This is a genomic window from Candidatus Manganitrophaceae bacterium, assembly GCA_016200325.1.
Lineage (GTDB): Bacteria > Nitrospirota > Nitrospiria > SBBL01 > Manganitrophaceae > Manganitrophus.
Genome location: JACQEZ010000019.1, coordinates 415,251 through 429,911 on the forward strand (window position 1 = coordinate 415,251; position 14,661 = coordinate 429,911).

A 14,661-nucleotide genomic window follows, 5' to 3' on the forward strand; every position below is an offset into this window, starting at 1 on the left:
AATGCCTCTCGGAGCCCCTTCGGATGCAACGAAGCCTGAAAGAAAGATTCCTTTTAAGGCCGGGTGACCTGAACGCCTTCTTCGGCCTCGTCGTCGACAACATGACGCAGCTCGTCATCATGGCGGCGATCCTGATCGGCGTCTTCAAATTTCCCCACGAGATCGTCTACGGCCGGATGATCCCCGGCTCGGCGATCGGCGTCCTGGTCGGTGATCTGATCTTCTCGATCATGGCGATCCGGCTCGCCCGCCGGACCGGCCGGAGCGACATCACCGCGATGCCGCCCGGGATCGATACCCCCTCCCTCTTCGCCTTCACCTTCGGCGTCATCGGCCCGGCCTATCTTGCGACACACGATGCGATGCTCGCCTGGAAAATCTCGATGGCGGTCGTGATCCTCGTCGGGGCGACCAAGACGGCCGGCGCCTTTCTCGGACCGACCCTCCGCCGAATCGTCCCCCGCGCCGGCCTGCTCGGACCGATCGCCGGGGTGGCGCTCCTCTTAATTGCCTTCCTCCCGCTCCTGAAGATCGTCGCAAACCCAATCGTCGGTTTCTTCTCGCTCATCGTGATCCTCACCTGCATCGTCGGAAAGGTCCCGTTTCCTTTTCGGATCCCCGCCGCGTTTGCCGCGGTCATGCTGGGGATCGTCCTCTCGACCGTCACCGGTCTTTTCGAACCGGGACATGCCCCCTCGGTCCCGGCGGAGGCGACGACCTGGGCCCTTCCCTTTCCGACCCTCGCTTTCTTAGAAGGGCTTCCCCACATCCTTCCCTACCTTCCGATCGCCCTCCCCTTTGCGATCATCGTGATCATCGGCGGAATCGACGTGACCGAGAGCGCCGCGGCGGCGGGGGATGAATACGACACCCGGGCGATTCTCTGGACAAGCGGATTCTCGACGATGATGAGCGGCCTCTGCGGCGGCGTGGTGCAGACGACCCCGTACATCGGCCATCCCGCCTACAAAGAGATGGGAGGGGGCGCCGGCTATACGCTGGCGACGGCGCTCTTTATCGGATGTGCGGCAATCTTCGGCTTTCTCGGGAATGTGGTCGATCTGCTGCCGGAGGCGGCGGTGGCGCCGATCTTAATTTTCATCGGATTGGAGATCACCGCGCAGGCGTTCGCCGCCACCCCGAAGGAACATTACAAAGCGGTCGCCTTCGCATTTCTCCCGGTCATCGCGGCGTTGATTTTAATTGAATTGAACGGTCTGCTCGGCCACCTCGGGAAACGGGCCGCCGATCTGCAAGGAGAGACGGCGCAGAGCTATCAGGCCCTCCTCTTTCTCTCCAACGGCTTCGTCGTCTCGTCGCTTCTCTGGGGGGGAGGACTCGCCGAGATCATCGACCGGCGGCTCCTCCGTGCCGCCCTCTTCTTCGCCGCCGCCGGCGCGCTCACCCTCTTCGGCGTCATCCACTCGCCGTTCGACGACGGACGGCTCTTCTTTCCCTGGCAGAGCGAGACGACGCGGCCTTATGTGACCGCCGCGGCCTATGGATTGATGGCGGCGTTTCTTTTGGGGATGACCTCGTTTCAAAAGAAAGAAACATAGCGCCGATCCGTGCAGAATCGGCGTCCTCTCCGTCTCGCCGACCTCCTCCAAATTAATCGTTGACTTCCCTTCCGGAACAAGCTTATACAAAAAGGAAAGGCACCAGTCTTCATTTTTAGGAGATCTTTATTTAAATAAGCGCCCCGGTCACAAGAGGGATCTGAGGACCGTTGAACCGTGCAGAGAGGAGAATACCGATGGGTAAAGCGACCGAGATTGTTCAGCAAGCCTACGCGGCGTTTGGCCGGAAGGACTTACCGGCGATGATGAATCTAATTGCCGATGACGTCGATTGGGAGTTCGTCGGCTCGCCCAGTCTGCCTTATGCCGGACGGCGCCGAACCCCCAAAGAGGTCGCCGGCTTTTTCGAGGCGCTGCCGAAGGTGGACGAGATCCATCTTTTTGAGCCGCGCGAATTCATCGAGGCGAACGAGCATGTCACGGTCCTCGGCTGGGAAAAGACGACGGCGCTCGATACCAAAAAAGAATTTGAGAGCGAATGGATCCATCTCTTCTCCGTCAGAAACGGAAAGGTCACCCGCTGGCGCGGCTTCTTCAACACCGCCGCGCGCTATGGGATGTAATTCGGACTGAACGGGTGGTTCGGAAGAGATGTTTAGATCAATCGCTTTGCGCGGGCAGGTGGGTGTGGACGACCGCGGCGAGCGCTTGGATAAAAAGGGGCGAGGCATTGAGCGATTCGGTGCGGCGCAATTCGATTCCCTTCGACCGGGCGGTCTCTTTGTAGAGGATGTCGATATCATAGAGGATTTCGACATGGTCGCAGACGAACCCGACCGGGACGATCAAAAGATTTTTTTCCCCTTTGGCGGCAAGCTCGTTTAACACCTCATCGACCTCCGGTCCCAGCCACTTCCCCGGCGCCATGCCGCGGCTCTGATACGCAAAGCGGCTGTTCACCACGCCGAGCCGCTTCACCACCCCGGCAACCGTTCCCTCCAGCTCTTTCGGATAAGGATCTCCCTCGGAGAGAACCCGCTCCGGCAAGGAGTGGGCGGTAAAAAGAACCGGCACGGTCGACCGGATCGCCTCCGGATAGACGGCGAGCGCCTCCTTCACCTTCTTCGCGAAGGCGTCGAGCAACAGCGGCTGATTGTGCCAGCTCTCGACCGGCGTCACCGGCAGATCGCTCCCGGCATCGTTGAGCGCCGTCTTCAACGCCTGAATGTAGGCGCCGACGCTCAGCTTCGAGTAGTGGGGGGCGAGGCTGACGGCGATGAGATGCCGCGGCGCATCTGCCACGATCTCCTTCACCGACTCTTTGATGAAGGGAGACCAATGCCGCATCCCGATATAGACTTTGAAGCGGAGGGTTTTCTCGTTGAGCGCCGCTTCGAGCGCCGCCGCCTGCTGTTGGGTGATCTCCAACAGGGGAGACTTCCCCCCGATCAGCCGATAGCGCTCCCGGACCAGCGCGACCACCTCGGGGGAAGGGACCCGCTCCTTCATGATGTGCCGGAGGAACGGCTCGACATCGTCGAGAGAATCGGGCCCGCCATGCGCCATCAACAAGACCGCGATCGGATCGGAAGAGCTCTTCTTCAGCCGGTTTCCATTCTCGCCGCTCATCGACTACCCGGTCCCCCCCTCCGTGCGCTCTGCTGATGCACCCGCGCGATCACCGCGTCGACACTCTCGAGCGGCGTCTCCGGAAGAATCCCATGGCCGAGATTGAAGATGTGTCCGGGACGATTCGCCGCGCGGCGGAGGATCGCATCGACCTGGTTTTCGATCTCGGAGATCGGGGCAAAAAGGACGACCGGATCGAGGTTCCCCTGGACCGCCACGTCATAACCGAGCCGCTTCCACCCTTCGTCCAAGTTGACCCGCCAGTCGAGCCCGATCACATCACCCCCCGCCTCTTTTTGCAGCTCCAGCAACGTCGCCGTCCCGGTGCCGAAATGGATCAGCGGCACCCCGGCCCCCTGAAGCGCGGCGAACAGTCCCTTCATGTGGGGGAAGACAAACCGGCGGTAGTCGTCGGGCGAGAGGGCGCCGATCCAGCTGTCAAAAACCTGAAGCGCCTGGGCGCCGGCTTTCACCTGTGCCATGAGATAGTCGGAGAGGACACGGACGAGCTTCGTCATCAAGAGATCCCAGACCTCCGGCGCGCCATACATCATCCGCTTGGTGTCGAGATAGTTGCGCGAATGTCCCCCCTCGATCATGTAGCTCGCGAGGGTGAACGGCGCGCCGGCGAATCCGATCAGCGGCACTTTCAGCTCGCGGCGAACCTGCCGAATCGCCTCCATCACATAGCCGAGGCTCTCTTCGGGCACGACCGGCCGGAGCGCTTCGACCCCTTTTTTATCCTTCACCGGATTGTGGATCGCCGGCCCTTCCCCCTTCACGAATTCGAGCTGCAACCCCATCGGCTCGAGCGGCAGGAGGATGTCGGCAAAAATAATCGAGGCATCGAGGTCGAACCGCTTGATCGGCTGAAGCGTCACCTCGGCGGCGAGCTCCGGCGTCTTGCAGACGGTCAGGAGCGAATGCTTCGCCCGAATCTCGCGAAACTCCTTCATGTAACGGCCGGCCTGTCGCATCAGCCAGATCGGCGTGTAATCGACCGGCTCACGCCGGCAGGCTTTTAGGAATCGATCGTTCGTAGGAACCCCCTTTCGATTGCGGATTGCGGAGTGAAAACAAGGACAAATATTTTATGTCCTAATCTGCAATCCGAAATTTCTTCACACAGGCGGTGGATTTTAACATCCTGGGGAGGAGGTGTCAAACGCTGGAAGCAGCCCTGTTGACGGCGCTTCTAGGGATGGTCGAGGGAGAAGGTCACCGGGATCCGTACCGCGGCGGCGACCGGACTGTCGCCGCGCCGCGCGGGGAGAAAGGTCCACTTTATCACCGCCTCGACCGCCGCCCGGTCAAGATCGACATGCCCGGAGGAGCGCTCGATCACCGCCTGGCCGACCTGGCCGCTCGGGAGGACGGTGACTTTAAGCAGGGCCGTCCCCTCTCTCCCCTCGGCACGCGCCGTCTCGGGATAACGCGGCTTCGGATGGGATCGGCCGTCGGCGCGGGGCAGGATAAAGCGGGGCCCCGCCCCGCCGCCGGTGCCGTCGATCCCGCCCGGGAGCGCGTCGCTGACGGTCGGCTTCAACGGTCCCTCGCCAGGGAAGCCCGGTTCGACCCCCTCCCCTTTTTCAGTCCCCTCTCCCGTCGATCCCCCTTCGGAGCGCTCTCTCCCGGCGACGAGCGTGACGGTTGGTAGCGACTCTAGTGACGCCTGCGCGGCGGTCTCACCGGGTACAGAGGACAGATCCGTTCGAGCGGATGCCGCCGATGTCTCCGGCGGGATCGGTTTCTCCTCCGGTTGCGGCGGCTCGGAAACGGCCTCTGCGCTTTCCAAATTTGCCGGCTTTGTGGAAGGGGAGGGAGACGGCGGCGACGTTTTTTTGAGACGCGGGGCAGGAGCTTGGGACCTCTTCTGGACAACTGGGGGGACCGACGGGTGAGACGGTCCACTCGGATTTCCTTCCGTCGCGGCAGCGACCGAGCCGAGCCCCTCGAATGAAACGAGCTCCACCTCAAACCGCTCCTCTCCCCCCCCGCTCCGACCGGCGATGGAGAAAAGTCCGGCCAAGAGGAGCAGGTGGAAGAGAAGGGAGACAATCACTGACAGGCGTGCGCTTCGCATCCTTATTCCCTCCCCCGCTCCGCGATCGACAGAGGGGTCACCACCGGATAATGGAGCGTCGGATGGAGGGTGACCTCCGCCTCGATGCCGTAGACCTGCCGCAAATGCGGCTCGGTTAAAACGTTGCGAGGCGTCCCGTCGGCGACGACTTCGCCCCGGTGCAGCAAAATCAGGCGATGACAGTAACGCGCCGCCAGATGGAGGTCATGCAACGCCATGACGACCGAGATCCCCTTCCCGGTCAGCGAGGCAACCAGGTCGATCAGGCCGAGCTGATGCTGCGGGTCGAGATTCGCCGTCGGCTCATCGAGGAGGAGCGTCGTCGCCTCTTGCGCCAGTGTCCTGGCAATCAACACCCGCTGCAGCTCGCCGCCGGAGAGCGCGGTGATCGGCCGGTCGGCGAACGTGTCGGTCTCCGTCAGCCGCATCGCCTCTTCTACGATCTGACGGTCGGCTGTCCTCTCCCGCTCGAACCGTCCGAGGTGGGCATACCGTCCCATCGAGACCGCCTCGCGACAGGGGAAAGGACTCTCCGGCTGCGGGTTCTGCGGCAGGTAGGCGATCCGCCGCGCCAGCTCTTTTTGGTTCCACCGGTCGAGTGGCCTCCCGTCGAGGAGAATCGTCCCGGCGGTCGGCGTCAGGAGCTTCATCAGGAGCTTGAGGAGCGTCGACTTCCCCGCGCCGTTGGGCCCGATCAGTCCAACAAACTCCCGCGGCCCGACCGTAAAATTAATCCCATTTAAGACAGCCGCGCCCCGCCTTGAGAAGGAAACCCCTTTGAGGTCGATTCCGACGATCATATTATCCTCTCGCATCCCGAATCCCCTTGTGCAGCAGATAAAGGAAAAAGGGAACGCCGACCAACGACGTGATCGTCCCGAGCCGCATCTCCTCCGGCGCGATCGCCACCCGCGCCAGCAGATCGGCGAAGACCAAAAAACTCCCCCCGGCGAGAAAAGAGGCCGGCAGCAAAATCCGGTGGTCGGGCCCAATGACCAGCCGGACGACATGCGGAATGATCAATCCGACAAAGGCGATCGTCCCGGTGAAGGCGACGGCCGCGCCAGTCACCAAGGAGGAGAGGACCAAAAGAGACCGCTGAACCGACTTGATGTTCATCCCGAGCGCCGCCGCCCCCTCTTCCCCTTCCGACGCCAGCAAATTGAGGTCTCGGCCGAAGAAGAGGAGTCCGATGCTTCCGAGTAAAATCGGACCGACCGCCACCTTCAGATGAATCCAGCCCCGCGCATCGAGCCCCCCCATCAGCCAGAAGAGGATCTCCCCAACCACGGCGACCGACGTGATCCGGGAGAGAATCAGCGAGAGCATCGAGACCATAAAGATCCCGACCGCCATCCCGGAGAGGAGAAAGGTGGTGACCGGCGTCTTTCCGTCTCGGGTCGCGATCCGATAAACCAAGAGGACGGTGCCGAACGCTCCGCCGAAAGCGAACGCGGGAAGGATCAGCGGATGGTGGAAGGCGATTCCGGTCGTCAGCGAGATCACGGCACCGAGCGCCGCGCCGGCCGAAAGGCCGATCACGCCGGGATCGGCCATCGGGTTGCGGAAGAGCCCCTGAAGCGCCGCCCCCGAAATGCCGAGCCCCCCGCCGATCAGCGCCGCCAGCAGCACCCGCGGGAACCGGACCGTCGTAATGATGATCTCCTGCGAGGGATCCCATCCGGTCCAGTGGACGAACGGGAGCTGATTGAGGACGAGCCGGACGACGATTGGAAAGGGAACCGAGACGGCGCCGATCATTGTCGCTGCGAGAATGCTGCCGATCAAAAAGAGTACCAGAAGGGAGAGCCAACCGGCGGCAGGACGGATGCGACGGAGAACGCGGCGCTCGGCGGCAAGAGAGGCGGTCGTCATCGTTTTCCTCCCCCCTCCGGCTGCGCCGTCTTCTCCGCCGGAGCATCGAAGCGCTCCGGATGGATCACCCGGGCGACCTGTTCGATTCCGTCGATCAGATAGTGGGACACCGACGAGAGATGTTTCTCCGGGATGGCGTAAACGCGCCGGTTCCGGATCGCCGAGAGATGTCCCAGCGCCGGATGGGTGATCAGCTTTTGGTAGAAGTCGGGCTCCTCCGGATTCCAATCGCTGACGATGACGATCTCCGGATCGAGCTGGATCAACGTTTCAATCGAAATCTTCTGATGTCCGACCAGTCCCGCCTCGGCGGCCCGATTCCGGCCGCCGGTCAACACCGCCATCTCATCAAACATCGTCTCTTTTCCCGCGACCACCCCGGTCGGGCTGTAGAAGAGGACCCCGGGCCGCGTCGACGCGGCGCCGACCCGGCTGACGATTCGCTGGAGGCGGCGGCGCATCTCGGAGACGATCTCCTCCGCCCGTGCCTCTTCACCGACCGCTCGGCCGACGGCAAGGATGTTCTGCTCGACCCCTTTAACAGAAGAGAAGAGGGCGAGCTTCATCACCGGGAGCTTCGCATCGGTCAGCGCCTTCACCACATCGGCGGCGGTGTAGGTCGCCACGAGCACCAGGTCGGGATGGAGCGCGATCACCCCTTCCACACTCAGGTGAAGATGGTTGGGAATCTGTTTGGCTTGCTCCACGACATGCGAGACGCCGGGATCGACCGCGAGATAGGTCACGGCAACAATCCGCTTCGGGTCGACCAGGGAAAAAAGAATTTCGTCGGTGCCGAGGGTCAACGAGACGATCCGCTGCGGCTGGGTCGAAGAACCGGTCTCCGCCGCCCGCACCGATGAAAGATCGACGAAGAGGAGAATCAGCACGAGGGTGCGGGTAAGGCTCCATTTCATCGAACCGCTTCCTCCGTAGCCGGCAGCAAATCGGCGAAGACGAACCCGTCCCGTGTGACCACCTCGCCGACCTGAACCTCGATCGGCTGCCGGAACATCGGGCCCTCAATCGCAAAGCTATGGAACTCCCCCCGCTCGCCGCAGGGATCGACCTCTTTCGGCAGGTCGGCCAGAAACGCCGCATCGAACGTTCGCCCGGCGAACGATGGAGCAAGATGCCTTGGATCGACACAGGTGATCACCGCCCGCAGGCCGCCGGCAATCATCTCGCGAGCAAGGCGGTCGGTCGGGATCTGCCAGAGGGGAAAGAGCGGCACAATCCCGGTGCCGGCCAGCTGCCGCTCGCGGTAGGCCCGAATCTCTTCCAGAAAGAGATCGCCGAAGGCAACGTGGGTCACCCCCGCCTCTTTCGCCTGATCGATCAATGTCCGCATCGCCGCTTCATACGCCTCGTTGCTGCAGGGATCGGGAATCGAGACGATCTGGAGCGGGAGTCCCGCCGCCGCAGCCTGCGCCTGAAGGAGGCTCACCCGGACCGCATGCATCGCCACCCGTTGGTGCCGGGCATTGACGGTCGTGATCAACCCGGTCACTTCGACCTCCGGCTGCGCCCTTAATCGATAGAGCGACCAGGCGCTGTCCTTCCCGCTGCTCCAAGAAAGCCAGGTTCTCTTTTTCATCGATACTCCGCAATCTGCATTCCGAAATACTTTCCTACGCTCGACTGTCCCACAAGACATCGGGCATCCCCTTCTGTTTGTTCTCGTAGCGCGCCATCACGAAGAGGAGGTCGGAGAGGCGGTTGAGATAGGGAACGGTGAACGGTCCGACCGGCTCGCTCCGGCGGAGGGTGATCACCCGCCGCTCCGCACGACGGCAGACGGTGCGGGCAATATGGAGCTGTGCTGCGCCGGGCGCGCCGCCGGGGAGGATAAAGTTGGCGAGCGATTGCAGGCTCTCGGAGAGGCGGTCGATCGACCGCTCCAGGGCGTCGACATGGCGCTGCTCGATCTTCGGCACCTTCAGCCGGGCCTTCTCTTCTTCCGGAATACAGAGATCGGAGCCGAGATGAAAAAGGTCGTTCTGAATCGAAGCGAACATTTCGGTCAAGAGCGGATCGAGACCGGCGGCGAGGGCGGCCCCGATCTGGGAGTTGAGCTCATCGACCGCCCCATACGCCTCGATCCGTGCCGAATCTTTCGGAACGCGCTGCCGGCTTCCGAGCCCGGTCGTTCCGTCATCGCCGGTCTTCGTGTAGACTTTCGTAATCCTCGGCATCTCTCTCCTCCTCTGCGGCGTCAGAAAATCAGCACGCCGCCTTGAACGAATGGACCTCTTTCCACCGGGCAGACGACGCCACGAAGGTCGCGGCCGCTTGGGGATTGGAACCGAAATGGAGATGGAAGTAACTGGCCAGCAGATTCCGGAAGAGATATCCCTCCCGCCGCGCCGGACCTTCTTTTAAAACGCGGTAGACCCGCTTCACCCCTTCCCCCTCCGGCGGCTCCTCCTCCCATCGGGAGCAGTGGAATTCGTGCCCCCGCGCCCGCGCGCCCCGGCCGAGGAGCGGGCTCTCCTCCGTGAACTCCACCTCGACATATCCGATCGCCGAGAGCCGCGATTCCATCCGGATCGATCCGGGAAGGAGCCCCACCATCTCAAATCGGTCGTCGGAAACGAGACGGAGCTCGCGGGCGAGATAGATCATCCCGCCGCATTCCGCATAGACCGGCCCGCCCGCCTCCGCGAACGCTTTGATCGCGCTCCGCATCGACCGGTTCTCGGAAAGGGGCGCCGCGTAGAGTTCGGGATAACCTCCTCCGAGGTAGAGGCCGTGAGCCGCGTCGGGGAGCGCTTCGTCATGAATCGGGGAGAAGAAGACCAGCTCCGCCCCTTCCGACGCAAGCAATGCCAGGTTGTCCGGATAATAGAAATGGAACGCCTCATCTTGGGCGACGGCGATCCGGCAGCGGCGCGGCGTCGGCGTCATCCGCTCGGGCGCCACCTCGATCGGCGGCGCAGCGCGGGCGAGGTCAATCAACCGGTCGAGGTCGAGGAATGACCCGGCCAATTCAGCGAGACGGCCGATCACCTCGTCGGAGCGTCCGGATTGGCTGGGATGAACCAGACCGAGAGGACGCTCCGGAATTTTAATTTCCGCTTCTATCGGAAGTCCCCCAAACGACGTCAGAGTGGGCTGAGCGACCGTCTGAAGCCATTGCAGGTGCCCCTCGCTCCCCGCCCGATTAAAAATAACCCCGGAGAGCGACAGCGCCGGATCGAAGGAACAAAATCCGTGGAGGAGCGCACTGAGGCTGCGGGCCATCCCGGAAGGGTCTACGACCAAGAGCACCGGCGCCGAAAGCCACTTCGCCATCTCGGCGGTGCTCGCCTCCTCCCCCTTCGTCTCCCGGCCGTCGAACAGCCCCATCATCCCCTCAATCAAGGCGATATCGGCGCCGGCGCATCCTTCGGTAAAAGAGCGGAGGTTCTCTTCGCGGGAGAGCATCCAGCCGTCGAGGTTTCGGCAGGGCCTCCCGGCCAGATGCCGGTGCTGAAGCGGATCGAGATAATCGGGGCCGACTTTGAACGGCGCAACCCGAAGACCTCGCCGGCGAAGGGCCGCGGTGATCGCCATGACGACGGTCGTCTTTCCGACGCCGCTGTGGGTTCCGGCAATCACCAATCGGGGAAAGGGTCTTTTTTCAAGCGCCAACAGAGACCCTCCTGAGATGCTCCAGATCGAGCGGCCGATAGGCGTCGCTCGGACCGGGCCAGTCGAATTCCTCCGGATGGATCAGCGCGGCGAGCAGCGCCAGGCCGTCGACGACGCGGGGGCCGGGCCGGGCGAAGTAACTGTTGGCATCGACGGCATAGACCCGCCCCTCCCGCACCGCCGAGAGCCGCTCCCACTCGGGATAGCGGGTCAGGAGCGCCACCTGGCGGAGGACCTCTTCGAGGTTAAAGCCGCAGGGGGAGAGGACCAATACCTCCGGATCGTAATCGAGGATCTCCTCCCAGGCGACGCGGGTCGAATCTTTTCCCTTCTGCGCCAGCGCATCGATTCCTCCCGCCCGCTCGACCAGCTCCGGCATCCAATGGCCGGCATTGTAAGGGGGCGAGAGCCACTCCATGCAGAAGACACGGGGACGGCGCGGCAGCCCGGCCGCCTTCCTGGAAATGGTTTCGACCCGTGCATTCAGATCCCGCAATAAATCCGACGCGGCGTCGGTCCGGCCGGTCGCCTCCCCCAGCTCGCGGATGTTCTCAAAGATCTCCGCTAAACTCTTCGGGGTCATCCAGAGGATTTTCGGCGGCGCCGATAAAAACTTCACCACCCGGCCGACCTCATTTCCCGACGGGGCGCAGACCTGACAGAGATCTTGGGTGACGATCAGGTCGGGCGCCAGTTTTTTTAGAACGGTCTCATCGACGACGTAGAGGCTCTGCCCCGCTTTCATCATCCGGCTGACCGCCTCATCGACCTGCTGCGAGGTGAGCCCCTTCATCTCAATCGCCGATCGGACGACGACCGGCTTCGATCGGACCTCCGCCGGATAATCGCATTCGTGCGTGATGCCGACCAACTGGTCTCCCAGGCCGAGCGCACAGACCATCTCGGTGGCGCTGGGAAGAAATGAGACAATCCGCATGTGATGCCCCCCTTCCGGAAAAGGTTTAAGAAAGAATCTCCATCATGTTTCGATCAGAGGGGAAATCGCCACGATGAGAAATAGGACCAGTACCTCGCTGATTTCATTCAACGCCCCGAGCGCATCGCCGGTCCAGCCGCCGATTTTTGCCTCCAGCAGACGGTTCAAAAAAAAGAGGACCGGCAAAACGATTAAGAAAGACAAGAACCCCGGAACCGGCCGGATTGCACAGGCGAAGATCAGCGCCAGAGCGGTGCTGACGGCACACTCTCCCCAGCCGATCTTTCCGATAAACGGCTTGGCGGTCCCCTCCTCCCGCGCGTAGCGTCCGACGAAAGCGGCGAGGACCATCGCCCAACGGCTCACCGTCCCCATAATCAAGAAGCTATAGAGAGCCCCATGGGCGATCAACTCATAAAAAAGAGCGTACTTCAAGAGCAAAATAACAATCAGTCCCATGACCCCGAAGGCGCCGATCCGGCTGTCCTTCATCACGGCGAGAATGCGCGCTCGATCGCCGCCGGCCGCCAAGCCGTCGCAGAGATCGGCCAGCCCGTCGAGATGCAGCCCCCCGGTGATCACCATCAGGAGGAGAACGATCAGGGCGGCGAGCGGTCCGGGGGGGAGGAGCGGCCGGAGCATCCGCGCCGTCCCCATTAAGGCGAATCCTATCAGAAATCCGACGGCCGGGAAATAGTGGACCGAAGCAGGGAGCGGGGCCGCGTGGTTTCGACGCGCGGGGAAAACCGTTAAGACCGAAACGGCGGTCCAGAAATCTCTCACCCGCTTTCTCACCCTTTCTCTGAAATACCCGCTTCATCGAAGGTCGCCATTTCGGTTAAGATGCGCAGCGACGCCTCCACGAGATTGATCCCGAGCGCGGCCCCGCTTCCCTCTCCCAGCCGCATGTTTAAATCAAGTAGGGGATCGAGCCCCAGTGTGGCCAAGGCGATCCGATGGCCTGCCTCGGCCGAGCGATGGGCCGCCAGCAAAAAGGGGTTGATCTCAGGCTTCAGCGCCGCCGCGACGAGGGCCCCGGCGGTCGAAATGAATCCGTCAATCACGACGGGGAGCCGATGCGCGGCAGCCCCCAAGAGGAGCCCCGCAATCCCGGCAATCTCGTACCCCCCGACTTTGGAGAGGAGTTCCATCGGATTCGCCCGATCGGGCCGATTGATGTCGAGGGCCTGTTGAATCACGGCCCGCTTTTTCTCAAGCGCCGCATCATCGATTCCGGTTCCCCGGCCCGTGACCGCCGCGACGTCAGACCGGGTGAAGATCGCCGTGATCGCAGCGCTCGGCGTCGTGTTTCCGATCCCCATGTCGCCGGTGGCGAGGAGACCAACCCCTTCCTTCGCCGCCGCTTCGGCCAATTCGATTCCGATCAACAAGCTTCTCTCGGCCGCTTCGACCGACATCGCCGGACCCTGGGCGATGTTGTGGCTCCCTCGAGAAACCTTTCGATCCAGCAGGCCGGGGAGCGCTCCGAAATCATGATCGACCCCCATGTCGACGACCCTTACCTCCGCGCCGACATGCCGGGCGAGCACATTGATCGCGGCGCCTCCCCGAAGGAAGTTGTAGACCATCTGAGCCGTCACCGCTTTCGGATAGGCGCTGACCCCTTCCTCCGTCACCCCATGATCGGCGGCAAAGACGAAGATTACTTTTTTCAGCGGCAACACAGGCGATTTTCCGGTCACGTGAAGATACCACGCCGCCAGCTCCTCCAATCGGCCGAGGCTGCCGGGCGGTTTGGTCAGCCGATCGAGCCGCTTTTTCGCCAGGAGGTGCCCGTCGGGATCGAGCGGCCGGATCTGCTCCAAGGTTTTTTGAATTTTCCGATTCATTTGATCTTCTGAGGAAGCCCAGCCACCATCCAGTAGACGTCGCGGGCGACCCGCGCCAATTGTTGATTGAAGACACCGGCGAGCTCACGGAACCGCCTTCCGAGCGGCGTCTCGGGAATCAGCCCTCCTCCCACCTCGTTGGAAACCACAATGAGCGGATAAGAAAGGGTCGGGAGGCACTCCAGAAAAGTCTGCATCGGCCCTTCCACCGAATCAGCCGATCGCGCGTGATCGATCGGAGCGTTCTGAGCGCAGAGCAAATTTCCGAGCCAGACCGTCACACAATCGACCACCACGACCTCAGCCTTTCCTTCCAAGCCGGACAGGCAGGCGCCGAGCTGAAACGGCTCCTCGATTGTCTCCCAGGCGGCGCCCCGCTCCTCTCGATGCCGCGCGATCCGCTCCCTCATTTCGTCATCGATCGGCTGCGCCGTGGCGACGAAGCGCCGACGGCCCGGAATGTGCCCCCCTTGCTCCAGAGCAAATCGGCTCTTGCCGGAACGTGCGCCGCCGAGGATGAAGGTCATCCCCTTCACTAAGAGGCGCCCCGCATCGGCGGTGGAAAGGGCTGCCTTGCACGTCGAATCGCGCCGGCGATGAGGTGGAGAGAGACGGCCAAGACGACATAGCCGAAGGCCTCCATCACATAATGAGGATAGTATCGGGCCACCCCCGCCGCATACTGGACGACGCTCATCTCCGCGAAATATTTTGAGAAGAGATAAAAGCTGGCGTTTGAAATCAGGAAAGCCGTGCTGGCGCTGACGAAGAGCGTCAAAGAGAGCGGCAGCAGGGTCTGCCAATCGGAGCGATGCCGCCGCGCATACCAGCGGCCCGCCCACCAGAGCGTCGCGTAGGTCGGGATCAGGAAAAGATAGGCCGGCGTGATACACCAATCACTTCCGCCGCCGACCGTCGCGGCATAATCAATGAGCGCCGCCTCGGCCAGAAATGCGGGAAAAAAGATCGATTGGAGATAGAACCCGGAGAGGAAGAAGGCCGCCAGCGACGCATCACCGAGCCCCACCACCGATCCGATCGGGTGAAAGCGGGTCGCCGCCATAAAGGTTGCAAGCACCAAGGAAACAATCAGAGCCGTTTTTCTATTTTCGAATCCGTTCATCTGTTTCTCCC

General features: G+C 62.3%; 16 protein-coding genes. 2 read left to right on the top strand and 14 right to left on the bottom strand.

Features of this window, described 5'->3' with window-relative positions:
- The first annotated feature begins 23 nt into the window (after positions 1-23).
- Positions 24-1,559 carry an MFS transporter gene (locus HY282_16885; protein MBI3805425.1) on the top strand — a complete coding sequence of 512 codons (1,536 nt, stop codon included), beginning with the start codon at positions 24-26 and terminating at the stop codon, positions 1,557-1,559.
- Between the two features lie 197 nt (positions 1,560-1,756).
- Entirely contained in the window at positions 1,757-2,143 is a 387-nt protein-coding gene (locus HY282_16890) for a nuclear transport factor 2 family protein (protein MBI3805426.1), read from the top strand.
- A 37-nt stretch (positions 2,144-2,180) separates the two neighbouring features.
- Here the strand turns inward: HY282_16890 and HY282_16895 are convergent, their stop codons facing one another.
- The 14 genes from HY282_16895 to HY282_16960 form a co-directional block, all read right to left on the bottom strand.
- On the bottom strand, positions 2,181-3,149 hold the full coding sequence (locus HY282_16895) for a ferrochelatase (GenBank protein MBI3805427.1): 969 nt from the start codon (positions 3,147-3,149) through the stop codon (positions 2,181-2,183).
- Positions 3,146-4,213, bottom strand: a complete 1,068-nt coding sequence (gene hemE, locus HY282_16900) for a uroporphyrinogen decarboxylase (protein ID MBI3805428.1) — start codon at positions 4,211-4,213, stop codon at positions 3,146-3,148. Before hemE ends, HY282_16895 begins: the two co-directional genes overlap by 4 nt.
- A gap of 131 nt (positions 4,214-4,344) precedes the next feature.
- Positions 4,345-5,232 carry an energy transducer TonB gene (locus HY282_16905; GenBank protein ID MBI3805429.1) on the bottom strand — a complete coding sequence of 296 codons (888 nt, stop codon included), beginning with the start codon at positions 5,230-5,232 and terminating at the stop codon, positions 4,345-4,347.
- A gap of 2 nt (positions 5,233-5,234) precedes the next feature.
- Positions 5,235-6,047 (bottom strand): heme ABC transporter ATP-binding protein, encoded by an 813-nt coding sequence (locus tag HY282_16910; protein MBI3805430.1) that lies wholly within the window; start codon positions 6,045-6,047, stop codon positions 5,235-5,237.
- A complete protein-coding gene (locus HY282_16915; GenBank protein ID MBI3805431.1) occupies positions 6,034-7,107 on the bottom strand; it encodes an iron chelate uptake ABC transporter family permease subunit in 1,074 nt (357 codons plus the stop codon). The genes HY282_16910 and HY282_16915 overlap by 14 nt, the downstream gene beginning before the upstream one ends.
- The gene (locus HY282_16920) at positions 7,104-8,024 is read right to left on the bottom strand and encodes an ABC transporter substrate-binding protein (GenBank protein MBI3805432.1); all 921 of its coding nucleotides are present in this window, start codon (positions 8,022-8,024) and stop codon (positions 7,104-7,106) included. Before HY282_16920 ends, HY282_16915 begins: the two co-directional genes overlap by 4 nt.
- A complete protein-coding gene (locus HY282_16925; protein MBI3805433.1) occupies positions 8,021-8,704 on the bottom strand; it encodes an adenine nucleotide alpha hydrolase in 684 nt (227 codons plus the stop codon). Before HY282_16925 ends, HY282_16920 begins: the two co-directional genes overlap by 4 nt.
- Before the next feature lie 34 nt (positions 8,705-8,738).
- Positions 8,739-9,302, bottom strand: coding sequence for a cob(I)yrinic acid a,c-diamide adenosyltransferase (locus tag HY282_16930; protein ID MBI3805434.1), 564 nt, complete (start codon positions 9,300-9,302; stop codon positions 8,739-8,741).
- Positions 9,303-9,330: 28 nt separating this feature from the next.
- On the bottom strand, positions 9,331-10,740 hold the full coding sequence (locus tag HY282_16935) for a cobyrinate a,c-diamide synthase (protein ID MBI3805435.1): 1,410 nt from the start codon (positions 10,738-10,740) through the stop codon (positions 9,331-9,333).
- Positions 10,730-11,677, bottom strand: coding sequence for a cobalamin-binding protein (locus HY282_16940; GenBank protein MBI3805436.1), 948 nt, complete (start codon positions 11,675-11,677; stop codon positions 10,730-10,732). Before HY282_16940 ends, HY282_16935 begins: the two co-directional genes overlap by 11 nt.
- A gap of 42 nt (positions 11,678-11,719) precedes the next feature.
- On the bottom strand, positions 11,720-12,460 hold the full coding sequence (gene cobS / locus HY282_16945) for an adenosylcobinamide-GDP ribazoletransferase (protein ID MBI3805437.1): 741 nt from the start codon (positions 12,458-12,460) through the stop codon (positions 11,720-11,722).
- 8 nt (positions 12,461-12,468) lie between these two features.
- Complete coding sequence (gene cobT, locus HY282_16950) at positions 12,469-13,527, bottom strand: nicotinate-nucleotide--dimethylbenzimidazole phosphoribosyltransferase (protein MBI3805438.1); 1,059 nt, start codon at positions 13,525-13,527, stop codon at positions 12,469-12,471.
- A complete protein-coding gene (cobU, locus tag HY282_16955) occupies positions 13,524-14,054 on the bottom strand; it encodes a bifunctional adenosylcobinamide kinase/adenosylcobinamide-phosphate guanylyltransferase (protein MBI3805439.1) in 531 nt (176 codons plus the stop codon). Before cobU ends, cobT begins: the two co-directional genes overlap by 4 nt.
- A gap of 8 nt (positions 14,055-14,062) precedes the next feature.
- Entirely contained in the window at positions 14,063-14,650 is a 588-nt protein-coding gene (locus tag HY282_16960; GenBank protein MBI3805440.1) for a hypothetical protein, read from the bottom strand.
- Between the last annotated feature and the right edge of the window lie 11 nt (positions 14,651-14,661).

What these genes read in the sequence shown, in the direction of transcription:
- HY282_16885 (MBI3805425.1), top strand. Translation starts at nt 24, where the DNA reads ATGCAACGAAGCCTGAAAGAAAGATTCCTTTTAAGGCCGGGTGACCTG.
- HY282_16890 (MBI3805426.1), top strand. Translation starts at nt 1,757, where the DNA reads ATGGGTAAAGCGACCGAGATTGTTCAGCAAGCCTACGCGGCGTTTGGC.
- HY282_16895 (MBI3805427.1), bottom strand. Translation starts at nt 3,149, where the DNA reads ATGAGCGGCGAGAATGGAAACCGGCTGAAGAAGAGCTCTTCCGATCCG.
- HY282_16905 (MBI3805429.1), bottom strand. Translation starts at nt 5,232, where the DNA reads ATGCGAAGCGCACGCCTGTCAGTGATTGTCTCCCTTCTCTTCCACCTG.
- HY282_16910 (MBI3805430.1), bottom strand. Translation starts at nt 6,047, where the DNA reads ATGCGAGAGGATAATATGATCGTCGGAATCGACCTCAAAGGGGTTTCC.
- HY282_16915 (MBI3805431.1), bottom strand. Translation starts at nt 7,107, where the DNA reads ATGACGACCGCCTCTCTTGCCGCCGAGCGCCGCGTTCTCCGTCGCATC.
- HY282_16920 (MBI3805432.1), bottom strand. Translation starts at nt 8,024, where the DNA reads ATGAAATGGAGCCTTACCCGCACCCTCGTGCTGATTCTCCTCTTCGTC.
- HY282_16925 (MBI3805433.1), bottom strand. Translation starts at nt 8,704, where the DNA reads ATGAAAAAGAGAACCTGGCTTTCTTGGAGCAGCGGGAAGGACAGCGCC.
- HY282_16930 (MBI3805434.1), bottom strand. Translation starts at nt 9,302, where the DNA reads ATGCCGAGGATTACGAAAGTCTACACGAAGACCGGCGATGACGGAACG.
- HY282_16940 (MBI3805436.1), bottom strand. Translation starts at nt 11,677, where the DNA reads ATGCGGATTGTCTCATTTCTTCCCAGCGCCACCGAGATGGTCTGTGCG.
- cobT (MBI3805438.1), bottom strand. Translation starts at nt 13,527, where the DNA reads ATGAATCGGAAAATTCAAAAAACCTTGGAGCAGATCCGGCCGCTCGAT.
- cobU (MBI3805439.1), bottom strand. Translation starts at nt 14,054, where the DNA reads ATGACCTTCATCCTCGGCGGCGCACGTTCCGGCAAGAGCCGATTTGCT.
- HY282_16960 (MBI3805440.1), bottom strand. Translation starts at nt 14,650, where the DNA reads ATGAACGGATTCGAAAATAGAAAAACGGCTCTGATTGTTTCCTTGGTG.